This is a genomic window from Pseudomonas halotolerans (genome assembly GCF_039581215.1).
Lineage (GTDB): Bacteria > Pseudomonadota > Gammaproteobacteria > Pseudomonadales > Pseudomonadaceae > Aquipseudomonas > Aquipseudomonas tehranensis.
In genome coordinates this window covers 315905-338584 of sequence record NZ_JBCNTJ010000001.1, presented here as the reverse complement: position 1 = coordinate 338584, position 22680 = coordinate 315905, and the positions used below count along the sequence as shown (strand labels likewise).

The following is a 22680-nucleotide window of genomic DNA, read 5'->3' as shown; positions in this document are numbered from 1 at the left end:
CTGTTCATTTGTCCGACCCCGTCGCGGTGTCGTTGTAATCGTGATCGCACAGGTACCAGGGATGATGTACGTGCCAGGCTTCATGCCCCTTGGCATTGACGACCTTGATCAGCCGTCCTGGCGGATCGTAAAACTGCTGGTCGTGATAGCCGTGCAGGCGCAGCGAGGCGTCGTTGACGTAGCGCCAGGCATCGGCGAAATACGGCCGATAGACCCGCGTGACCAGTCCCTTGTTGTTGTACTCGACCCGTTCGCTGACGCGCCAGCGCGGGTCGGCCAGGTGCTGCAACGGTTGCCCGTCCTGTAGCGCCAGCGAGCCGTCCTCGGCCACGGCATAGGCCTCCCCGGGTTCGACCCGCTGCTTGGTTTGCAAGGTGCGGCCGAATCCGTCGAGGGCGCTGAGGGTGATGCGCACCTGTTGCAACGGATCGTCCGGGTAGCGATCGGCGCTCAGCACGACGCTGTGAACCGGCTCTCGGGCCGTGGACTGGATCAGCGTCCACAACTGTTCTTCGGCGGCGGTGCGTTCGGCCAGCCGCGCCAGGTGAATGCGTGCCCTGGCGCGAACATGGCCGCTGGGCATCAAGTAGCGAGCGCTGATCCACTCGCTGCGCTGGGCAAGGGCGACTTGGGCGAGGTCAAGCGCGCCCATCCAACTGAACTCGTCGGTGCGCACGGCACTGGCGATTCTGCCCAAGGTGGCTTCGGGGTGTTCGATGGCGTAAGCCGGCGACTGGTCGTCGGGTGGCACGTAGGTGTCGATGGCATCGAAGCCCGCCGGCTGGCCATTTTCGCTGCCGAAAAACGTAATGCCCAATGGCACGCCGTCGGGGCCATACAGCGCTTGCTGCACGTTGTCGTTGGCGTCGATGATTTTCTGCGGCAACAGCGCGTGATAGTCGTATTCGACCTGGGTCGTGCAGCCGTCCGGCAGGGTAATGGCGGTGGTCATCAGGTGATAGGCATCGTACGTCAGCCTCGTAACACCATGGCTTTGGGTTTCTTGCAGGGCGTTGATCTGGAAGAAACCGTTAAGCGATTGGTGGGTGGCAAACCCGCTCTTTTTCGACCAGAGGTTTTCAGCGGCGTCTTCGTCCGGATCTTCAGGCAGAAACAGCGGCATGGGCTCAAAGCCGATTTCTTCCAGTTGCCCACGGATATCGAAGGGCGCTGGCACGGCGTCGTAGGCGTCCAGTGCCTGCTTGTCGAACTCGGCCGTCTCCAGCGGGCCGAGCAACGCCTGGAACGCAATATCGCCTTGGTCGTCGCGCAGGTAGTGCTGTTCTTGCAGCGCAACCAATTGCCGTGCGGCTTGCCATTGTGGGGCGTCATGATGGGCGAGGAAGGCTTCATAGCTGATCTGGCGAGGGTTGAGGCCCTGCGGCAGTTCGCCCTTGGGGCGTTGCAAGGCGTTGACCCGACTGCGCCAGGGCAGGCCCAGGCGCTGACGCCACCCGCTTTCGTCGAACAGGTGCAGGTGCGTGGCCCGGCTCTCGACCAGGTGGAACACCTGCTGCTGCTCATCATGGGCATCGAGCCACCAGGTGTTCTCGTCTTCATCGTCGAAGGGGGGCGGGTCGAGCGGTGTAAGGCGTCGGGCGTAATGGACGACGAAGCCGTGAATCAGCTGGCCGTAGAGATTCCATTTCAGATTGATGCCGTGCTGGCTTTGCGGGTCATGGGTAAAGCCGTCGTATTGATGGCTGAGCGCCTCCAGTTCCAGCACCAGCAGGCTTTTGTGATGGGGATGGGGCTGGCGCAGCAGATAGCGGTGTTGCGTCACGGTGTAGGGCCGGGCCGGCTCACTCGCTTCGGCGGGATGGGTTTCTGTGCGCAACACCAAGCCACCCAAGGCATACGCCATTTCCCGGGCGGTCTCGGGGTCGGGCGCAATGATTTCGTCAGCCTCGTCGCCTTCATGAAAGCGGCTCAACAGTACAGGCCCAAGCGGCACGGCGGCGTCGTCGCCGTCGAAACAGTCCTTGAGCGGCTGATTGACCGTCCGGCCGGTGTGGAACCAGGTCTTGACCAGGACCGGCGCGGTAAATCCGGTTTCCACTTCATCCTCGGGCCGTTCGCTGTCCACTTGATACAACCGCCCGAAGCCTCGGAACTCACGGTGATAACCGTCGTAGTCGCCTTCGAAATAGCTCAAGCGCTGGGTCAGGCAATTGCCGGTGATTTCATCCAGCTGTTGCTGACGCGCCAACAAGGGCAGGGCCATGGGCAGATAACAGGTCACTTGCTCGCCCTGCGCCCGGCGCTGTTGTTTTTCATCCAGCCAGTACTGCGCACTGCTGCGATAGGTCAGCGTGGTGCTGCAGCCCATGTTGTTGTTCGTCGCGTTGAGCAGATAGGGGCGCGCCGCGACGAAGTCATAACGCCAATGCTTGGGCTTCATATCGGGGGACATGTGGGGCACGCTCAGCATCAGACTGGCGCAACCCAGCCCCTGCAGATCGGCCAGGGTGACCTGGCACAGATTGTCGTACCGCACGCCCGCCGGCCACGGCACCTTGACGGGAGTTTGCTCGAGGCCATTGCCGCCATGGTTGAGGTAGATATCGAAACAGTCGCTGTTAAGGTAGATCAGCGCAGGCGCCCCGGCCCCGTCCAGATCGGCGATCCGCACCCGGTCGGCGTCGAACTGGTCGTAGCTGAAGGGCAGGGGGCTCATCACAAACCCTTCGCCGAACCGCCCGTGCCCCAAATTTGGCCAGCACTTGATTTCATCGAAGCGAATCCGGCACAGCTCGGTGCTGTCGCTGCCCAGCAAATTGCCGAACAGCACCAGTTCACTGCGCGAGTCGCTGAACAATGGCAGGGGGCTGTCCGGCTCATGCGGAACATTCACCCCCGGTGCGAACCCCTGCTCGCGCAGATTGGCGTACAGCCGAACGCTTTTGGGACCGATCATGGCCAGGGAGCGCAAACCGTCGCCGTTCAAATCCCCCAGTTGCGCGGCGGGGTGCAGGAACTCCGTCGGAAAACGATCAAACGGGGTGAAGGTCGACCAACTGCGGTCCGGGTTGAGGGTATAGAAACCACTCATGCCGGGCTGGGCAATGACCCAGTTGAGACGGCCGCTGCCGGTCAGGTCGGTCAGCACCTGCATCACGGCCGGGTTTTGGCTGGCGACCGGGATGCTGTCCAGGCGTGACCACGGGCCATAGCCGATGGCATCCTCATCAGGCCCGGCGCGCTCAGGTTCGCGGTAATACCAGGCATCGGTGTAGCGGTACAGAAACCCCGGCAGACCTTCGCCATACAGGTCCACGCATTGGTAATGCCGGCCGGCTTCGAGAGCGGGCATGGTCTCCAGGTCGAAGAATTTTTCGGGTGCCAGGTTCAGGTCGAAATCGGTGTACTGCAATTCCACGGGAGGGCTGTAGTCGACATCGCCTTCAGCGTTCCAATCCTGATAATGGGCGGCCGTCAGCAGACTGTAGCCCAGGGCGGTGGCACTGTATTCCAGCACCAGCCGCCGGACCAGGGCCGGTTCAGTATCGGCCGTGGCGGGGAAGTGATGGAACATCAACACTTGATGACACAAGCGCCGCGTGCCGACCTCAAAACCGTATCGATAGCTGTGAAACGGGTCGCTGCGTAGCCGCCAGGGCGCCCCCTCGGGGGCTTGCCAGGAAGGTGGCTGCGCAAGATCGAGGGTGCGTTGCCCATAGTCGAACAGCAGGTGAAAGTGCCAGTTGCGCTGGGCCGGGTCGGCCTCTTCGAAGCAGTACAGGGTGTCACTGGCGCTCGCGTTGCCGTAGCACACCCGACTCAGGTAGCGCTGGGCACGGTAGTCGTGGGGGCCGTCCGACGCGCCGGGGTCGGCCTGGTACTCATAATAGATGTGCTCGCCTGCCGGGCTGACTTCTTCGAGCAACAACCATTCGGCGATGCGCGGTGGTTTTGTGGGATCGGGCTCAGCTTCGGCTTCAGGTTCGGCAATGCGCGACGCGTCGGTTTTGCCGTAGCAATACACATGGCCGTTGCTGCCCTGGACACGCCAGAACGCTGCCTGGCCGTCGGTGGGGGTCCACCGTTCATAAATATCGAAGCTGCTTTCGGTCCTGGGGTAATAACGCACCACCGAGCAAGTGGCACTGCCGGGGCCCGCCAGGGGGCGAATGAGCGGTTCGGCGTTGAGTTCGGGCCAGCGGTCAACCCCATCGGCGTCAACCATGACATCCTCATCAGCGTAGTGCGGCACACCTCTGTTGGTTTTGCGCGTGATGCTGGCGATGGAAAGCTGCATGCCGATGCCGAAGGTGCCGTTGCCGCCCTGGCTGCTGTAATGCAGGGCCAGCGCCGGCGTCAGGTGACGGGCGGGGGAGAGGGGGAACGGCAATTCGAATGAGCTCGCCCCGCGCGTGCCGACAGGGCCGAGGCTGTTACCGAGGGTGGCGATAGACGCACTGCCGGCGATGGTCGGGGTCACGATCTGGAGGGGCGATTGTTCTGCCATCGGGATCATCTCTGTTAGCCGACGCCTGGGCGAACACCCGGCATGGCTTCAGGATGCCAAGAGATGGTCATGGGGTAACCTGTCAGATCTGACAGGTCGGCGGGCCTGCCGATGAACGGCTGCGCGGTAGGCGCTGTCGAGTGCAACGAGGCTGCGATCTTTGCCTTATTGATTGAGTCTGAAGCGAAAGATCAAAAGATCGCAGCCTCGTTGCACTCGACAGCTCCTACAGGTACGGGGCAAAACTGCGCAAAAAAAGGCCGGTGGGTTTGTCGCCCACCGGCCTTTTTTACGGCAACGTGCGAGTTACTGCACTTCCACTGCCAGGCTGTCGCTGATTTTCTTCTGCCAGATCGCTGGACCTGTGATGTGTACCGACTCGCCTTTGCTATCGACCGCCACGGTCACCGGCATGTCCTTGACCTCGAACTCGTAGATCGCTTCCATCCCCAGTTCGGCGAACGCCAGGACCTTGGATTTCTTGATCGCCTGAGCCACCAGGTAAGCGGCGCCGCCGACGGCCATCAGGTAGACCGCCTTGTTGTCCTTGATCGCTTCGATGGCGGTCGGGCCGCGTTCGGATTTGCCGATCATGCCCAACAGGCCGGTCTGCTCGAGGATCTGGCGGGTGAACTTGTCCATCCGCGTGGCAGTGGTCGGGCCGGCGGGGCCTACCACCTCGTCGCCTACCGGATCGACCGGGCCGACGTAGTAGATGAAGCGACCCTTGAGGTCCACCGGCAAGGTTTCACCCTTGTTCAGCATTTCCACCATGCGCTTGTGCGCCGCGTCGCGACCAGTGAGCATCTTGCCGTTGAGCAGCACGGTTTCGCCCGGCTTCCAGCTCTGCACGTCTTCCGGCGTCAGGGTGTCGAGGTTCACCCGGCGCGCCGACGGACCGGCTTCCCAGACGATTTCCGGGTAGGCGTCCAGCGGTGGCGCTTCCAGCGACGCCGGGCCGGTGCCGTCCAGCACGAAGTGGGCGTGGCGGGTGGCGGCGCAGTTGGGGATCATGCACACCGGCAGGGAGGCGGCGTGGGTCGGGTAGTCCATGATCTTCACGTCGAGCACGGTGGTCAGGCCACCCAGGCCCTGGGCGCCGATGCCCAGTTGGTTGACCTTCTCGAACAGCTCCAGGCGCATCTCTTCGATGCGGTTCTGCGGGCCGCGGGCCTTGAGTTCATGAATGTCGATGGATTCCATCAACACCTCTTTGGCCATGACCGCGGCTTTCTCGGCGGTGCCGCCGATGCCGATGCCGAGCATGCCCGGTGGGCACCAGCCGGCGCCCATGGTCGGTACGGTTTTCAAGACCCAGTCGACGATGGAGTCGGACGGGTTGAGCATGGCCATCTTCGACTTGTTCTCGGAGCCGCCGCCCTTGGCCGCCACGTCCACTTCCACGGTGTTACCCGGGACGATGGAGTAATGGATGACGGCGGGGGTGTTGTCCTTGGTGTTTTTACGCGCGCCCGCCGGGTCGGCGAGGATGGACGCGCGCAGGACATTTTCCGGCAGGTTGTAGGCGCGACGCACGCCCTCGTTGATCATGTCGTCCAGGCTCATGGTCGCGCCATCCCAACGCACGTCCATGCCCACGCGCACGAACACGGTCACGATGCCGGTGTCCTGGCAGATCGGCCGATGGCCGGTGGCGCACATGCGTGAGTTGATCAGGATCTGCGCCATGGAGTCACGGGCCGCCGGCGATTCTTCGCGCAGGTAGGCCTCATGCATCGCCTGGATGAAATCCACGGGGTGGTAATAGGAAATGAACTGCAGGGCGTCGGCAACGCTCTGAATCAGGTCATCTTGCTTGATCACGGTCATGAGTCGCGCTCCTCTCTAAAGACGGGAACATTCAATAAGGTGCTGCCCGCTTGGGTGCATCGGTCGACGGACGGCACCTCTTAAGGCACGCCGGGCATGCTGGCGCGACGCTAAAAAGGCGCGGCAGTATATCGCAGGCAGGCACCCAGTGGGAGCGAGCTGCCTTTGTAGCAAGCCACAGATCAATCCCATCACCACAAGGTCCCTTTAGTATCAAACAACTGCGTCAATCTGGGCCATTGCTTTGACGCCATTTTTCTGCTCCAGAATTGAATGGTCATTTGCCCTGCACGCCACTAAAGTGGCGTCTGGCCTGTAGCGTAGGACGCCTCCTGTCAGTTCCTTTCCCATGGTGAGTCAACGATTGACCCATAACGCCATCCAACGTCTTTTGCTGAAACGCTTCGCCTTGGCGGCCGCGACTTACGCGCTGGCACTGGTGTTGTTGTGGTTGGCATTTTTCAGTGGTCATTACCTCGATTCGTTGCGCGATGTCATCATCGGCAGCGTGTTGGTGGTGTTGTGCCAGGCAGGGCTGTTCGCGCTGTTTATCAGCGACCGCAACTTGCGATTCGCCGACCCCAGCCTGACCGAAATGCAGGTGCTGATCGGCCTGGGCTGGCAGACCTGGATGATGGCGCATCTGGACCAGGCCCGAGGCGTCTTCCTGGTGTTCTATGTGCTGATTCTGCTGTTCGGGCTGTTCCACTTGTCCCGTCGGGCCTTTGTGCGCTGCGCGATGCTGGTGTTTTTCAGTTTCACCGCCATCACCCTCTGGGACGGCTACTTCTTCAGGCTTCCCGACCCCACGCTGGCCGGGTTGCAGGTGTGCGTGCTGTTTATCGTGCTGGTGTGGCTGGTGCTCTACGCCAGTTACGTACAGAACTCGCGCCAACGCATGCGTCAGCGGCGGTTTGCCTTGCAGGCGCATCAGGACACCCTGCGCGGCATGATGCGTCAGCTAGAAGATCTGGTGGCCACGGATGAACTGACCGGTTTATTCAACCGCCGCCACTTCCTGCGCCTGGCTTCCCGGGAGCTCAACACGCTCAGGCCCGGTGTTGCCCATGGCCTGGCCTTGATCGACCTCGACCATTTCAAGCGCATCAATGACCTGCACGGCCACGCCGCCGGTGACCAAGTGCTCCAGGCGTTCGCTGGCGTCGCCACGGCCTGCCTGCGCGAGGGCGATGTACTGGCCCGTTACGGTGGCGAAGAATTCGTCATGCTGCTGCCGGCCTGCGACCCCTCGCGGCTGACGGCCTGTTGCGAGCGGCTGCGCCTGGCATTTACTGAAGTCGAGCTGATCGGCTTGCAGGTCGGCTCCCTCAGCCTGTCGGTGGGCATGACGATGCTGGAGACGGGCGACGATCTGGACAACGCGTTGCAGCGTGCCGACCAGGCCTTGTACCGTGCCAAGCGAGACGGCCGCAATCGGTGCGCCGCCGCCTGGGAGAACGTTGATGCCTGAAGTAAAAGTCGCCGACCGGCAGTGGACGGTGGCGGCGGGCAGTAATCTGCTGGACACGTTGAATCAGGGCGGCGTGGTCGTGCCCTACAGTTGTCGCGCCGGCAGCTGCCATGCGTGTCTGGTGCAGTGCGTGAACGGTGACGTGCGCGACAGTCGGCCCGACGCCTTGAGCCCCGCGCAGCGCCAGCAAGGCTGGCGGCTGGCATGTCAGTGCCAGGTGATCGAGGATGTGCAGATCCACACCTTTGACCCGCAACGCGACGGCCGTGCCGCCCAGGTGGCGGCGGTGGATTGGCTGAGCCCCGACGTGCTGCGCTTGCGCGTGATACCTGAGCGGGCGTTGCGTTACCAGGCGGGACAGCATCTGGTGCTGTGGGCCGGTGACGTCGCCCGTCCGTATTCCCTGGCGAGCCTGCCCGAAGAAGACCGCTTCCTGGAGTTTCATCTCGATTGCCGCGAGCCCGGCCAGTTCGTCGATGCGGCGCGACAGATGAAAGCGGGCGACCCGATTTTTCTCGGTGAATTGCGTGGCGGTGCCCTGCATTACGATCTCGAGTGGCACGACAAGCCGCTCTGGCTACTGGCGGCCGGCACCGGCCTGGCACCGTTGTTCGGTCTTTTGCGCGCAGCCCTGCATCAGCATCACCAAGGCACGATTCGTCTTATTCACGTGGCCCATGATGCCGCCGGGCACTACCTGGCCAAACCCCTGGCCGCGCTGGCGGCCAAGCATCAACACCTCACCGTGGAGCTGCTGACCACGGCCGAGGCGCCCTCTGCGTTGGCGCAACTGCGGCTTGTTTCCCGGCAAACCCAGGCCTTACTCTGCGGCCATCCCGACCGGGTCGAGGCCTTTGCCAAGCGCCTGTACCTGGCTGGCCTGCCGCGTAATCAACTGCTGGCCGATGTCTTCCTGACCCGTGGTTGAGCGCTGATCTTCAGACGCGAGCCCGACCATGACCGACACCCTGCTGCTTGAACGCGAACGCGGCCTGTTGACCCTGCGCCTCAATCGCCCGGAAAAGAAAAACGCCCTGACCCGGGCCATGTACAGCCAATTGGCCCAAGCTTTGGCGATGGCTGACGTCGACCCGCAGATCAGCGCGGTGCTGATCTGCGGCTCCCATGACTGCTTCACCGCCGGCAACGATATTGTCGACTTTCTCGAACAGCCGCCGGCCGATCTCGACAACCCGGTATTCGAGTTCATGCTCAGCCTGCTCGATTGCCGCAAACCGGTGATCGCCGCCGTGGCCGGGCCGGCGGTGGGCATCGGCACTACGTTGCTGTTGCATTGCGACCTGGTCTACGTCAGCCGGGACGCGCGGCTGCGAATGCCGTTCGTCAGCCTGGGGTTGTGTCCGGAATTTGGCTCCAGCCTGATCCTGCCGAGGCTGCTCGGCCAGGCCAGGGCCGCGCAGTTGCTGCTGTTGGGCGAGGGATTGAGCGGCGAACAGGCGGCAGCCTGGGGCATCGCCACCGAAGCGCTGGACAGTGGCGAGGCGGTGTTGTCCAAGGCGCGGGACGTGGCACTGAGTTTCGAATCGCTGCCGGCTGAAGCGGTGCGCATCAGCAAACAACTGATGAAGGCCCCGGACCGGGAACAACTGCGCGCGGTGATCGAAGAGGAGGGCAGGCTGTTCACCCAACGACTGCGCTCGCCCGAGGCGTTAGAGGCGTTGTCGGGGTTTATCAACCGGCATTGAATTCTGTAGCGCCTGGCCTGGCCCCATCGCGAGCAAGCTCGCTCCCACAAAGAAGTGGTGTTGAACACATTATTCATGAACACCCCAGATCCCCTGTGGGAGCGGGCTTGCTCGCGAAGGCGTTGGCACATTCAACATGGTAGCAAGCTGACCCACCGCTTTCGCGAGCAAGCCCGCTCCCACAAAGAAGTGGTGTTGAACACATTATTCATGAACACCAGCGATCCCCTGTGGGAGCGAGCTTGCTCGCGAAGGCGGCAGACCAGACCGCACAGGCTTCAAGGCAAAAACCAAAAAGCCCCGCCATTCACATGGCGGGGCTTTGGTTTTTCAGCGGTCGTTCACTCAGACCATCGGGTCGCCAACGTGCAGGATTTTCATCCCGTTGGTGCCGCCGATGGTGTGGTAGCTGTCGCCCTTGGTCAGGATGACCCAGTCGCCGGTTTGCACCACGCCGCGCTTGACCAGTTCGTCCACCGCTGCCTGGCTGACTTCGCCCGGTTGCAGGGCGGCCGGGTCGAACGGCACGGTGTAGACGCCACGGAACATGGCGGCGCGAGCCTGGGTTTCGCGGTGCGGGGAGAACGCGTAGATCGGCACCGAGGAGCGGATGCGCGACATGATCAGCGGCGTGTAGCCACTTTCGGTCAGGGCGATGATCGCCTTCACGCCCGGGAAGTGGTTGGCGGTGTACATCGTCGCCAAGGCGATGCTCTCGTCGCAGCGCTCGAACGTCTTGCCGATACGGTGGCTGGAGGTCTTGCTGGTGGGGTGCTTTTCCGCGCCAATGCAGATGCGTGCCATGGCCTGCACCGCTTCGAGCGGGTAGAGGCCGGCGGCGCTTTCGGCCGAGAGCATCACGGCGTCGGTGTAGTCGAGCACGGCGTTGGCTACGTCGGACACTTCGGCGCGGGTCGGCATCGGGTTCTGGATCATCGACTCCATCATCTGGGTCGCGACGATCACCGCTTTGTTGTGGCGGCGCGCGTGCAGAATGATCTTCTTCTGGATGCCCACCAGCTCGGCGTCGCCGATTTCCACGCCCAGGTCGCCACGGGCCACCATCACGGCATCGGAAGCCTTGATCAGGCCGTCCAGGGTTTCGTCATCGGCCACGGCTTCGGCGCGTTCGATCTTGGCCACCAGCCAGGCGGTGCCGCCGGCTTCGTCGCGCAGTTGACGGGCGTATTCCATATCAGCCGCGTCGCGGGGGAAGGACACGGCCAGGTAGTCGACTTCCATTTCTGCGGCCAGCTTGATGTCAGCCTTGTCTTTTTCAGTCAGGGCCGGGGCTGTCAGGCCGCCGCCGCGCCGGTTGATGCCTTTGTGGTCCGACAGCGGGCCGCCGATGGTCACGGTGCAGTTCAGTTCGGTGGCGGTGGCGGTGTCGACGCGCATCACCACGCGACCGTCGTCGAGCAGCAGCTCGTCGCCCACGCCGCAATCCTTGACCAGGTCCGGGTAGTCGATACCGACCACTTGCTGGTTGCCTTCGGTCAGCGGGTGGCTGGTGGAGAAGGTGAAAGTGTCACCAATCTTCAACTCGATGCGCTTGTTGGCGAATTTGGCGATACGGATCTTCGGGCCTTGCAGGTCACCCAGCAGGGCGACAAAACGGCCATGCTTGGCAGCGAGGTCGCGTACCAGTTTGGCGCGAGCCTTGTGCTCTTCGGGGGTGCCGTGGGAGAAATTCAGGCGGGCAACGTCCAGGCCAGCCAGAATCAGCTGTTCGAGAACTTCCGGCGAGTTACTGGCCGGGCCAAGGGTAGCGACGATTTTGGTGCGACGGACGGACATGCAAGACTCCTCAGGTTCAAGCGCCAGCGAAGGCTACTATGCTCTTTGGGTGTAGTCATTTTTCATGTGCACTACTTTTTCGTTTGTTTTTCGAAATGAACATTCTTGAAAATTTTTGCGCCTTTAACGGCTAAAGCCGAACATTGCTCTTGTGGCGAGGGAGCTTGCTCCCGCTGGGGCGCGCAGCGGCCCTGTTTTTGGGGCTGCTGAGCAGCGCAGCGGGAGCAAGCTCCCTCGCCACAGGTGTTTAGCGTGGCATGCGTTTTCGGGCTGAAGATTTCCCCATTCAGGTCGATACAAAGCTCAAGACAGGAGAACCTCCCATGCGATTCGTGCTTTTTGTTGCCCTGGCCCTGAGCATCACGGGCTGCACCCGTTGGTCGATGAACCACCACATGAACCTGGCCTACAAGGCCTACGAGCGGGGCAATTGCGAGCAGGTGATGCTCGAGCTGTCCAAGGTCGACCGCGCCAGCCGGGCCCGGCGCTACATGCAGCCGGAAGTCTCGATGATGCGTGGCCAGTGCCTGGAACGGCAGAAGCTGTTTGTCGATGCAGCGCAAACCTACCAGTTCCTCTTGACCCAATACCCTAACAGCGAATACGCCTTCCGCGCCCGCGCCCGCCTCGAAACCTTGCAGAGCCTGGGCCATTATCCGCTGCGCAGCGCCCCGGCGATCCGCCCCACCGCGTTCTGATACCGCCCGTCAAGGCAATGGTCAGGGGCAGTCCCTGACCATCTCCACCCTGTACCATGGCGCTTGATGAAACTATCACCCTCGGACTGGCCGCCGCCAAACCCTGAGCTATATTTGTACAAGTATGATTAGAGCCAGGTCTCTAATTTCAAGAGGCACCTGTGACCGGCAGAAGTAGGGCTAACGCGCTTGCAAGCGTCTGGCACCGGGATCGGGGAGAGCGGGCCTGTTCGTGCCCGTTCCGAAGTATCGGTAGCCCCTGTAGGGGGGGCGTTCAAAAAGCGATACAGGACATGTACAAAAAGAGGCGAATCGAGCGGCACCAGTTGCCGTATTTCTTGCGCGTATTCAATGGTGTGAACGACAGGCCCGTCGGTTTTCTGGGCAACGTCTCTGAAGATGGCCTGATGCTGATCAGCCAGTTGCCGCTGATGGTCGGTGCCGTCTTCGACCTGCGGCTGAAAATTCCTACCAATGAGGGGCCGCCTCAAGACATCACGTTGACGGCCAGTTGCCTGTGGTGCCATGAAGACGTGACCCCGCAGCATTACGACGCCGGTTTCAGCCTGCAATGGGCGCCACCCGAATATGGGCAACTGGTGAATGCCCTTCGGCAATACTTCAGTTTTCATCCGTTGCCAGAGTCGGCTTGAGGCCATCTCTGCGAGAGAGCCAGGGCGCAACGCCTGGCGCTTGCGGGTGTACTCAATCCATTGTGGGAGCGAGCTTGCTCGCGAAGGCGTCGGCACATTCAACATTGATGTCAGCTGACCCACCGTCATCGCGAGCAAGCTCGCTCCCACAGGTTTTTCACCGGCCTGTACGTCTACAGGTCGTTGCTCAGCGCTGAACCTTCGCCTCGTTATCCAGCAACTTCTCCAGCAACAACACCCCCATCTCGCCCATCTGGTGAATCGCCAGGGCGAGGTTGCGCGGGGCGCCTTCCAGGTCTTCGGATAGATCCAGAATCAGCGTGCTCACCGAGCAGAAGGTTTCGTAGGTGTGCGCGAGCATGCCTTCGGGGTCGGCGTCGGGGGCGACGATGAAGTAGTCCAGTTGTCTTGCGGATTTGTCTGGGGTGTCGGGTTTCGGTGTACCGGGGATACGGTAACGTCCGGTTCAGGCAGACCCTCACCGACACGGCGGATGGCGCAACGGCTTCCGATTGGGTGGAGAGCGGGCGCTTCGAAGTCCGGCCTCATTAGTTGCCATGCGTTGTCGGCATCGGTTTGATGCCTTATACGTTCCCCAAGCGTGACCCCCTGTAGGAGCTGCCGAGTGCAACGAGGCTGCGATCTTTTTCCCAGGCAATTGAGTCTTGAGCGAAAGACCGCCAGATCAAAAGAACACTCTGAGACACCGCCACCATTCAACCCATTTGGAAATGCAGGTTTGGAAAGATCAATCCGGCGAAGTGTGCGGGCAAACCCGCTTCCACCGTGCGGGATCTGGGGGTACTACTGACCACTATCCCTGCTTCGATCAAGCGGCCCAGCTCTTCCGTTGCAAGCCGATCCTTCAAACCTGTGAACACCTTGAACTCCGCACGCGGCATCGCACCTTGGGTGAGAAGAGCCAACACAGCCGCTGCGCTGGTGGGTCTGATACCGGCACGGCGAAGGTCAGGATCGGTTGAGAATACATGAACAACCTGTTCGCGCAATCTGGTGGGGTTCAGTGCGGTCGTCATATATTCAATCTGGTCGTGGCAGACATCGAGCATGAATTCAATGAAGTTGAAGTAGTGACGCTGTGAGAGTTGGCCACGCCCGTCATAGTCACCTTCACGAGGGCGATCAGCCAAAGCCAGGAAGCGATAGTACTCATCCTGCCTGCGAGCCAGGCCACGAGACAGTGACCAGAGGAAAGGCTTCAGCCCGAGATGAACAAGTTGCAGGTGGGTGAGCATCCGAATCACTCGGCCATTACCATCAAGGAAGGGGTGGACAAGCGCCACTCGGTGATGACCTGCCAGGGCAGCGATCAATTGGCGCCGCGGATCCTTTATTCGTCCGTAGTGCAACTGCAGGTGCTCAAGCATGGGCAATACCGCTGCTGCAGCTGGGGCGACATGGGCGCCCACCTGGACTTGCTCATTCTCTTCGGCCCGCAGTTTGCCTGCTTCCATCATGCGACCATCGCCTAAGGTCAGTTCCTCGGTTGAAGCGTCCTTGAACAGCCGACGATGGATGGTAGCGATCAACTTGGGATCGAACATCGCGGACAAGCTATTTGTTGGGCGCATGCGAAGCACCCGCTCCATCACCTCCTGCTGCGTCATGTGTTGCACGGCAAGTTCTTTGAGCACCTTTCTGTCTCGTTTCGGTATCGTGCGCGCGGCCTGGAGGTCAGCGATTTCGGTTCGATGCCCTTCGATCAAATTCGAGTAGTAGGTATTGGTGATGCGCAACAGGCCCGCCAGTTGCTTCGATGTCTCATCGGCAAGCCGTCCGGCAAGAAATTCTGCCTTGCGCGGCAGCTGATCCGCTGCCTGAATGATCGAGTCGGGCAGATTTTCTGGCAGTACTGGGTCGAGGTACGTTTTCGAGGTGATCATCTTTTTTACTTCCAGAGAACGCAAACGGCTATTTTTTTTCGGTGATTTCTGCGGAAATTTATGCGGAAAACAAAACGGCCGATAACGCCCGTTTTTGCTGGGTTTTGTGATTTCGTACGATAGACGATTTTGAGAGTTTCTGCGGATTTTTATGCGGAAACTACAGATTGATTAATCAGGCATCTGCCCATGTGCGCAGGCCGGCGAAACGGTGGAGACCTGTAGGCCGGGACTGCGACCCCCCCCAGATCAAGATCAAAGGATCGCAGCCTTCGGCAGCTCCTACAGGGCGCTTTCAGCGCTGAACCTTCGCCTCGTTATCCAGCAACTTCTCCAGCAACAACACCCCCATCTCGCCCATCTGGTGAATCGCCAGGGCCAGGTTGCGCGGGGCGCCTTCCAGGTCTTCGGATAGATCCAGGATCAGCGTGCTCACTGAGCAGAAGGTTTCGTAGGTGTGCGCCAGCATGCCTTCGGGGTCGGCGTCGGGGGCGACGATGAAGTAGTCCAGTTGCCTTGCGGGTTTGTCTGGGGTGTCGGGTTTGAGGTAGTGGTCCAGGGCTTTCTGGGCGGCTTTGTCGAGCTTTTTGGCGTCGAGGGTTTTATGCGCGGGTCGTGGATCGGGCTTCGGGGGGGATTGGGTGTTGGTTTGATCATTGGTGAACTTCCCTTCAAGTGATGCCTTGACCTCTTCGCGACTAAACGAAGGGTGGCGGCTGTACGCAGGTTAGTCGACCGGGGAAGTGTCACCAAAAACCGGCGCGCCGAAGCGCCCTGCGCACAGCCACCATCAAGTGCAGGGATAAGGGAACCTGACTGATGGAGGCGCAATGCACCTTGATGACATACCCCGGGCGACTAAACCCGATCGCTGAGATGTCAGCGACGCGGATCAAATTACGGGGCAAGGCCAAGGCGCACAAGCCGGCGGATTCTGGCGGATGTGTAGTCCGTTGCGCAAGGCGCTGTAGTCAGCCGGATTTTTCCCGTCCAAGCCTGGCCGCTTGTCGGGACTGTCAGAACTAACAGGTGTTTGAGCAGCCCCTCCTATCATTTACTAGGTCCTGGAGCCCGCTTTGCGATTGCTACCCCCTCGCTTTTTTTGGGAGTCAGACATGTCCACTGACGACGATTTCGAACAGAACGCCCCCGAACCTGCGGTACACCAGGAAGGCATCACTGAAGTCGGTGAGACGCGTGGAAAAAAGATCATAAGGGCTACAAAAGATGGTTATTGGGCAGACCTCGAAGTGGAATATACATGGTCTCCTAACGGTAGGTTATTCACCGTAGAGACACAGCGATTTCGGGCAAGCGGCAATGGCCGAAACGAGGGAGACATTAAGTTAGGACTTGTTTCGGAGAACGATACTGGGTGGAAACTACTGACTGAACATGCAACCCAAGACGATGACTGGCATACGTTTGTTCATTCGCTCTCTGTAGCGGGGAATGCCCAAGATGGTGTGATCCATTTCAATTTCATATACGACAGAAAAGGAGTGGGCGACGTCAATATGACGGGGCAAGTAAGGGTGGAACATGTTGTCCCTGCGCCCTTTATCGATCCGATCAGAAATGTCAGCGCCCGTAGCGTAGTCGTTACTGGTGGCGGCGCTTTATACGCCTATGGTGCTTCGGTGTTTGTTCGCACCAGTGTCAGCGCCGACCCGTCTGAGGCAAGAGTGACGTTTGGCGGAGTATGGAATGCGACTGTCAATATCACGCCAGATGGACGCCACATGACGATTGATGCCTATCAGGTGGTGAGCGGCAAACCATCCGCAAATTCATCCGGCCAGCATATCTTTCTCGCCTACATCACCGCACCTGCCGCCAATACCGTTGTAGCCACCGGCGATAGTTTCCGTGGATTTGGTGCCCCCGGTAGCAAAGTAAAGGTGGTCAAGAGCGACAATCAAAGTTTTCAACTGGCAGCAGAAACGACTATTGGCTCCAACGATAGTTGGGCGTCTCCTTTAAACGTTGCGCTACCCACTGGCCCTGTCGCAGTGGTGGCTGTATTCGAGCTAACAGGTTTCCCCCGCGTCGTTTCAGCACCTGTTACCTATACCGTCTTAGGTGCCCCGGCAATCACCAGTCCTGCCGCTAGTAGTATTCAGGCACAAACCTTCACCCTCAGCGGTAACAGTGCAGTAAAGGGTGCAACGGTAACGGTCTATCGTGACCTGACGGAGACCAGTGTCGGTCACACGGAAGTCACCCAGGACAATGGCAGTTGGAGTGCAGCGGTAACTGTGCCGCCAGGGCCAATATCGTTGGCCGTCTCGCAAACCTTGAGCGGGAAAGTATCGGGTCGGAGTTCCCCAAGGGCATTCAAGATAAAACCCCCCAAACTGACCAATATCCAAGTCACCTACCCCAGCCCCGGCACGGCGAAGTTCTCAGGAACCGGCCACCCCGGTGCCACGGTGGACGTCCACATAACCAACAACACCATTCCTCAGGTCAGCACGAGTGTCAGTGGCGGCCAGTGGACGGTGGAGTGGCGGGATCAGCCACCGGCCCGCCACTCGATGGATCTGCGGCAAAAACTCCCCGACGGTTCCGCCTGGATTCATTCCGATTGGAGCGACACGCTCACGGTCACGATCCCCGTCCCGGTGCCCACCCTCTCGGTTCAGGTTGGCGAGGACCGCACGCCGGTGTTTTCCGGTACCGGCCACAGCTGGACGGGGCAGCCAGCGGCGCAAATCGAGGTGCGCTGTGAAGGTGAAACAACGCCTGCGGTGCCCATTGTCGACGTCAACCCGACCAACAGGACCTGGTCCAGTGCGGCCACCGAAGCCTGGGATCCAGGCATCTACCGCGTTCAAGCGTGGCAGTTGTTCAACGATCTGCGCTCTGACCCGACCGACCCACAGCCTTTCACCATCAATGCGCCGTTGCCCACCGTGAGCGTCAGCGAGGACGGTTTGACCCCGCAGTTCTCGGGCACCTGTTTGAACGGTGCGCAGGTGAACCTGGGGTTTGACGGGGAGCAGGGCACTCCCCACGTCGCGACGGTGACGGGAACAACCTGGACGTTCACCCGACCAGAGCCGTTTATGCCCGCTTCCTATACCGTTCGCGTGACGCAGAGTTTTGGCGACGTGACGTCCAATGAAGCCACACAGCCCTTCGAGATCGTCGTCTTGCAACCGGTCATCACCTCGCCCATCGATGCCGATGTCGATCACAACCCGGTCATCATGGGAACCGGTGGCATCGCGGGTGCGGTGATGAGTGTGTTCGAGTCGGTGACGGAAAAGCTCTTGGGCGCGGGGGCCATTACGCAGAACGAATGGTCGGTGCAGCTTGAGGACCTTGCCTTCGGTTCGTACCACGTATACGTCGTTCAAACCTATGGCGAATTTCCCTCCGAGAGAAGCGCGCCGGTTTCCTTTACGGTCATCCTCTTCCCCCCCACCATCGACCATCCCCAATCAGGCGATGGCCTCGCCCGAGGCGCGGTCATCGATGGCTATGCCCGCAAAAGGTCGCAGGCTAACACCGCGCAGGTCGAGCTGTGGCTCGACGGCGAGGACGAACCGCTGGCTCGGGTGCCCGCCAGGGGCGTCGACGGCTACTGGACCTACGACCACGATCTGCCCGTGGGTGACTATGTACTGCGGGCCAGGCAGTTCTTTGCCGGGCAACCGTCCAGTTTTGGCCCCGACCATCTTTTCACCGTTATTCCGGCCCTACCCCTCATTGAATCACCCACCGTGCAACAGCACATCGGTTCAACGGTGACGGTCTCCGGCTTCGGCTATGCCGGCGATTGGGTGGAGGTGGCCTGGAGTGGCGCGCCCGAGACCCTCTTGGGCAGAACCCAGGTACACGCGAACCGCACCTGGTCGCTGCACCTGCAAGTCGACAGGCCGGCCGGCCCGCTGCAATGGATGGCGCAGCAGGAGTGCAACGGTTACCGCTCCGGCTGGAGCGATGCCCATGAGGTGCGGATGCTGTCCGGCGCGCCGACATTCACGGCGCCTGAAGCGGGGCATTGGTTCGCCGATACGCCGCTTTTCGAAGGCACTGGCGAGACGGGTAAGCGCATTGAGCTGTCGCATTGGTTCGATAGCCGGCAGGTGGTTTCTCAAGGCGACTCGGTGACGGGTGGCACCTGGACCGCTTCACCGGATGCCCCCTTGCTGCCTGGCGCCCACTGGATGAAAGCCCGGCAGGACGATTCGGATTGGGGCGACAGCCTGCGCTTTGAAGTGGACCCGATTGAGGATAACCGGGGTCGGTAGCCGAATGGTATCCACTCGAGAATCGATGTAGGCGCGAGCCTGCTCGCTCCCACATGGGGCTGGGGGGCGACTGTGTTTGGGCGCCAGGCCGTGGCGCGACAGCCCGCAAAATCGTTCGGAAAAACCGGCGCCTACTGTCAGATCTGACAGTAGGCGCCGCCCTGGTTTTACATTCAAATATCAGGTGTGCAGGCTGCTGTCTTTGACGCAGGTGGCCCGATCCCTAGTCCTTGCGGAGCACTACGATGAAGGATTCTCCGGCTCGAATCGCCAGCCACTTTTGTGCGCAGATCCTGAACGGGCGGCAGTCTGGTGAGTTTCCCGACCTCGTGCAGTATTTTGAAGACGGCGGTTCGGTGTGCACGCTGGCGCGCAAAGGGGTCGCCGGGTTGGTGAGTGAGTATGGCCTGGCGATTGACGACGCCCGGGCGCTCGCGTTGCGCCTCAACGGTTTGGCGACCTGGGTGCTGCGCGGCTACATCGAAGAGCAACTGACCAGCCCCGAGCCTCCCCCCGCACACATGCGCCAGGGGATGTTGGCGTTAGTCTCCGGCGGACCGACTTATGGCGACCTGTTCCGCCCCAATTTTGGCGGCAAATGTTCGGTGGATGCGATCGAGGCCATTCATTCGCCCGTGGCATATGCGGTGTGGCTCAAGCGCTGGTCGGAACAACGGCTCAGGCCATCCGATGCAAATGCCTTTCCGCTCAAGCTCCGGCGGGTGGACCTGGACGAGTTGACCATCGATCCGGTGACGACTTACGGCGTGGTGTCCTCGGTGGAGGTGGTCAGCTCGGTGCTGGAGAAGTCGATCGAGGATTCCCTGGGTCAAGTGGAAAACCTGGACGCCATACTCAACGCCCGCAGCTACCCCAATGGGCTGCCCTATCACCACCCTTGGGTCACGATGGATGAGCTGACCCGGGATCTGGGTACCTCCATGGGCGGCATCGTGAAGCTGTGCGACCCCCGATTCCCCTATTTCCTGCGGGCGTTGCCCTGGGGTGAAACGGCTGACAACGCACTCGTCCAGGCCACCCGACTCAGCCCGAGCCAACGGGCAATCATGACCCACGAGCCGTATTTCCCAGGGGGTGATAAGGACGCTTATCTCAGAGAGTATTTCGGGCTGAAGCCAGACTCGATCGAACAGAGCAATCTGAATCAGACCTTCTTCTTCAACCAGCGGACCAAGCTGACTCAACCCGGCCTGGAAGCCCTGCTCTCAGTCGAACTGTTCGCCCCCACCGTATCCCCGCATGTGTCATTAATTGACTTGGAGATCACACCTGGGCATGCAGGCTCGGTGTTCGTCAACAATGGGTTGGCAGAACAATCGACGATGAGCATCCTTTACGGTGGCAGCGACTTCACCAACAAGCTTATCGGCATTCTCGACGATGTAGAAAACCCCCGGTACGACAAAGTTGATCGCCTCAACCGCAAAATCCGCCTGGACAATGCCATGCAGATGCCCAGCCATGAAACCGATGCGTTGTTGGCTGCGATCATCGAGGCCGAGCTGGAACCGGGCAGTAACCCCGACGACCCGCCCAATTATTGGATGAGCGAAAACACCCTGCGGGCGCTGGGACTATTTGAAATACTCCGGGAAGACTACCAATGCACGGCCGAAGAGTTTGCCGCCTTCATGGGCAGTGTTTCGATTTTTGGCCGTGGCACCGAGCCCTCGCAGTTCGACCGGGTGTTCAACAAGGACGCTCTGTCGATCCCGCCCTTGAAGCTGGATGGCGGCTCGTTTGCGCTGGTTCCGGTGGATGAGGCCGACGCCCTTACGGTTGTGCATATTTGCAGTGGCCTGAACATCGACCTGGCGACCTATTTCACCCTGGCGCCGCTGATCGCCGATGCCCACGGGCTGGAGAGGCTCGAGCGTAGCCAGCCGGTGCTGTCCAGTTTTTATCGCATGGCCAGGCTGCCACAGAGACTGGGGGTGGCGCCGAACGTGGCGGTGGAGATCCTCAATTTGCTGAGTCCCGGGACCTGGGGGTCGGTGTTGGTCGGTCAGCCGCGCATCCACGCGGACAGGGCACAGATGCCCGATGCTTTGTCGGAGATTCAGCGCCTGGAGGGCTGGGTCCGCTGGTGCGCCGACAGTGGCCTGGACGTGGCCTGGACGGTCGAGCACGTCAAACCCATTGCCGCGCCACCCCAGCCCTCGGAAGCCCAGGTTGAACTCTTCGAGCAGATTCGCACCAAGCTTGCACCGTCGTTGTTTACCGAAGCCTTGCTGCGCATGGCCGGGGCGCCGGAACTGTCCAATGGCCGGCTATGGACGAACCAACTATTGGAGCTGGTGGATCAGGATGGGTTGGTGATCCATCGGCTCGAGTCCGCCGACGCACCCTACGAGCGCTATGCCTGGGAGGTGGTCGATAGGGTGGTACGTCTGGTGATGTACCGACAGGACCTACAAACCGTCGAAAGAATCATGGGGGTACTGCTGAGCAGTCGCGCCAGCCAGCGCGGCGTGGTTCAGGAGAGCCTGGCCGTGTACGGTCAGTTGACCCCCGCGTTGGCATTGCCGGTGTTGGCCTGGTCGGGCGGTACGGTGTATGACGTGCTCTTGCAGGTGGCGGGACGCACACCGGCCCAGGCTCCAGTGGACAATCTGCATGACGAAGCACCGGGCGACCCGTTCCTGGGCATGCTGGCAGGTTTTACCCGCCGCAGCGAAGTGGTGAAAGCGCTCAACTTGAGCATGGAGTTTCTGAGCCTTTACCTGAGCATCGGTGACGGCGTGAGTGCCCCCCCCGGCACTGGGCCGTTTACCCCAAGCGCCTTGTATTACCTGACGGTCTATAACCGGGCCGTTGCCCTCAGCCAGAAACCCGAATCCCAGCAGCTCGAGTATTTGCAGCTCGTCAACGGGCTGCCCGACAATTTGTCTGGCGATGGGCTGCGCCTGGTGAAGGAGCAGACCGCCAGGCTGCTCGCCGAAATTTTTGACTGGAGCGTCGAAGAGGTACAGGCGTGCGCCGACCGTGCCAATGCCGCGAAAGGCTACATCCGTACGCTGGAACACCTCGATCTGTTCACGCGTCTGCGCGGGTTTGCTCTGCTGAGCAAACTGGACGCCCCGACCACCTTGAAGATCGGCACACTGGAACCGGACGCAAACTTTCAGAAGTATGAAGAGATCGCCCATCAGGTCGCAGCCCTCCTGTCGGAGCCCGGCCGCACGTCACCGTTGTACGGCATCAACGCCGTGGCGGATCGGGTGGAGGTCGACAGCAGCATCAGCACCCATGAACTGGTCGCCAACAGTGGTCAAACGGCGCAACTGACCGTCACGGTCACCCATGCCGGGGTGGCCCAGGCCAACGTCAATGTCTACTGGACGTCGAAGCTGTGCACGATTGAACCGGCGGTTTCCCGCACCGACGGAACCGGTGTCGCCGTGGCCACCGTGCAGGCCGGGACCGTGATGGGGCGCGATGTGATCAGTTACCGATTGGATGCCCGCGAGCCACAACCCGCCGCGACCGTCACCCTGGGCAATGACCCTGAGACGTATAGGTTCTTTCTGCTGGACGAGGATATCTATGTTTCTCGGGAAAAAGTCGACGTCGACGTCACCTTGCGGGCGCGCTTGCTCGATCAGTATGAAAACCCGGTGGCCCACGAGCCGGTGAGTTGGGAACTCGACCCAGTGTTCACTATACCTTTCGCGACCTCGACCAATGCCGAGGGGGTGACGGAGGTGACATTCACCAGTCCTACACCGGTGACCATCGAACGTCCGAAAGTCTCGGTCATCTCGACGGGCCTACCCAGTATGCAGCCCCCACGGATCAGCTTCGTGCTCACCCTGGAAGAAGACCCCCTTTGATCGAGCCCCCGGTGCTCTGCCGCGGAGCACCCGGAACCCA

General features: G+C 60.8%; 14 protein-coding genes. 8 read left to right on the top strand and 6 right to left on the bottom strand.

The features are described from left to right. Positions 1-4: 4 nt before the first annotated feature. Both AAIS01_RS01580 and AAIS01_RS01575 read right to left on the bottom strand, forming a co-directional pair. Complete coding sequence (locus AAIS01_RS01580; protein ID WP_343467506.1) at positions 5-4468, bottom strand: SpvB/TcaC N-terminal domain-containing protein; 4464 nt, start codon at positions 4466-4468, stop codon at positions 5-7. Between the two features lie 306 nt (positions 4469-4774). After that, the gene (locus tag AAIS01_RS01575) at positions 4775-6298 is read right to left on the bottom strand and encodes a fumarate hydratase (RefSeq protein WP_014339954.1); all 1524 of its coding nucleotides are present in this window, start codon (positions 6296-6298) and stop codon (positions 4775-4777) included. Positions 6299-6662: 364 nt separating this feature from the next. On the opposite strand from AAIS01_RS01575, the gene AAIS01_RS01570 reads away from it, so the two are divergent. From AAIS01_RS01570 to AAIS01_RS01560, 3 genes are read left to right on the top strand one after another with little or no spacing between them, the layout of a single operon-like run. Beyond that, positions 6663-7769: a GGDEF domain-containing protein gene (locus AAIS01_RS01570; protein WP_343467505.1), complete on the top strand. Its 1107-nt coding sequence runs from the start codon at positions 6663-6665 to the stop codon at positions 7767-7769. Continuing rightward, positions 7762-8697, top strand: coding sequence for an iron-sulfur-binding ferredoxin reductase (locus AAIS01_RS01565; RefSeq protein WP_343467504.1), 936 nt, complete (start codon positions 7762-7764; stop codon positions 8695-8697). The genes AAIS01_RS01570 and AAIS01_RS01565 overlap by 8 nt, the downstream gene beginning before the upstream one ends. Positions 8698-8725: 28 nt before the next feature. Beyond that, positions 8726-9475, top strand: a complete 750-nt coding sequence (locus AAIS01_RS01560; protein WP_343467503.1) for an enoyl-CoA hydratase-related protein — start codon at positions 8726-8728, stop codon at positions 9473-9475. Between the two features lie 345 nt (positions 9476-9820). Here AAIS01_RS01560 and pyk read toward each other — a convergent pair whose 3' ends face one another. Beyond that, positions 9821-11272, bottom strand: coding sequence for a pyruvate kinase (pyk, locus tag AAIS01_RS01555; protein WP_092393429.1), 1452 nt, complete (start codon positions 11270-11272; stop codon positions 9821-9823). Between the two features lie 323 nt (positions 11273-11595). Between pyk and AAIS01_RS01550 the strand changes: the two genes are divergently transcribed. Together AAIS01_RS01550 and AAIS01_RS01545 are read left to right on the top strand one after the other, a co-directional pair. Next, entirely contained in the window at positions 11596-11970 is a 375-nt protein-coding gene (locus AAIS01_RS01550; RefSeq protein ID WP_343467502.1) for a tetratricopeptide repeat protein, read from the top strand. Positions 11971-12263: 293 nt separating this feature from the next. Next, positions 12264-12623 (top strand): PilZ domain-containing protein, encoded by a 360-nt coding sequence (locus AAIS01_RS01545; RefSeq protein WP_343467501.1) that lies wholly within the window; start codon positions 12264-12266, stop codon positions 12621-12623. A gap of 187 nt (positions 12624-12810) precedes the next feature. Here the strand turns inward: AAIS01_RS01545 and AAIS01_RS01540 are convergent, their stop codons facing one another. The 3 genes from AAIS01_RS01540 to AAIS01_RS01530 all read right to left on the bottom strand — a co-directional run bounded on the left by AAIS01_RS01540 (position 12811) and on the right by AAIS01_RS01530 (position 14996). Next, the gene (locus AAIS01_RS01540; RefSeq protein WP_431191896.1) at positions 12811-13014 is read right to left on the bottom strand and encodes a DUF6124 family protein; all 204 of its coding nucleotides are present in this window, start codon (positions 13012-13014) and stop codon (positions 12811-12813) included. A gap of 325 nt (positions 13015-13339) precedes the next feature. Continuing rightward, entirely contained in the window at positions 13340-14527 is a 1188-nt protein-coding gene (locus AAIS01_RS01535; protein WP_343467500.1) for a Fic family protein, read from the bottom strand. Positions 14528-14822: 295 nt separating this feature from the next. After that, positions 14823-14996, bottom strand: coding sequence for a DUF6124 family protein (locus AAIS01_RS01530; protein ID WP_343467499.1), 174 nt, complete (start codon positions 14994-14996; stop codon positions 14823-14825). Between AAIS01_RS01530 and AAIS01_RS01525 the strand changes: the two genes are divergently transcribed. From AAIS01_RS01525 to AAIS01_RS01515, 3 genes are all read left to right on the top strand, one after another. After that, on the top strand, positions 14985-15206 hold the full coding sequence (locus AAIS01_RS01525; protein WP_343467498.1) for a hypothetical protein: 222 nt from the start codon (positions 14985-14987) through the stop codon (positions 15204-15206). The genes AAIS01_RS01530 and AAIS01_RS01525 overlap by 12 nt on opposite strands. A 436-nt stretch (positions 15207-15642) precedes the next feature. Beyond that, positions 15643-18786: a hypothetical protein gene (locus AAIS01_RS01520; RefSeq protein WP_343467497.1), complete on the top strand. Its 3144-nt coding sequence runs from the start codon at positions 15643-15645 to the stop codon at positions 18784-18786. A 245-nt stretch (positions 18787-19031) separates the two neighbouring features. After that, positions 19032-22640: a Tc toxin subunit A gene (locus tag AAIS01_RS01515; RefSeq protein WP_343467496.1), complete on the top strand. Its 3609-nt coding sequence runs from the start codon at positions 19032-19034 to the stop codon at positions 22638-22640. The last annotated feature ends 40 nt before the right edge of the window (positions 22641-22680 follow it).

Coding starts and splice junctions, on each gene's coding strand:
- AAIS01_RS01560 (WP_343467503.1), top strand. CDS start 8,726: ATGACCGACACCCTGCTGCTTGAACGCGAACGCGGCCTGTTGACCCTG.
- AAIS01_RS01520 (WP_343467497.1), top strand. CDS start 15,643: ATGTCCACTGACGACGATTTCGAACAGAACGCCCCCGAACCTGCGGTA.
- AAIS01_RS01580 (WP_343467506.1), bottom strand. CDS start 4,468: ATGGCAGAACAATCGCCCCTCCAGATCGTGACCCCGACCATCGCCGGC.
- AAIS01_RS01550 (WP_343467502.1), top strand. CDS start 11,596: ATGCGATTCGTGCTTTTTGTTGCCCTGGCCCTGAGCATCACGGGCTGC.
- AAIS01_RS01575 (WP_014339954.1), bottom strand. CDS start 6,298: ATGACCGTGATCAAGCAAGATGACCTGATTCAGAGCGTTGCCGACGCC.
- AAIS01_RS01535 (WP_343467500.1), bottom strand. CDS start 14,527: ATGATCACCTCGAAAACGTACCTCGACCCAGTACTGCCAGAAAATCTG.
- AAIS01_RS01545 (WP_343467501.1), top strand. CDS start 12,264: ATGTACAAAAAGAGGCGAATCGAGCGGCACCAGTTGCCGTATTTCTTG.
- AAIS01_RS01530 (WP_343467499.1), bottom strand. CDS start 14,996: ATGCTGGCGCACACCTACGAAACCTTCTGCTCAGTGAGCACGCTGATC.
- AAIS01_RS01515 (WP_343467496.1), top strand. CDS start 19,032: ATGAAGGATTCTCCGGCTCGAATCGCCAGCCACTTTTGTGCGCAGATC.
- pyk (WP_092393429.1), bottom strand. CDS start 11,272: ATGTCCGTCCGTCGCACCAAAATCGTCGCTACCCTTGGCCCGGCCAGT.
- AAIS01_RS01565 (WP_343467504.1), top strand. CDS start 7,762: ATGCCTGAAGTAAAAGTCGCCGACCGGCAGTGGACGGTGGCGGCGGGC.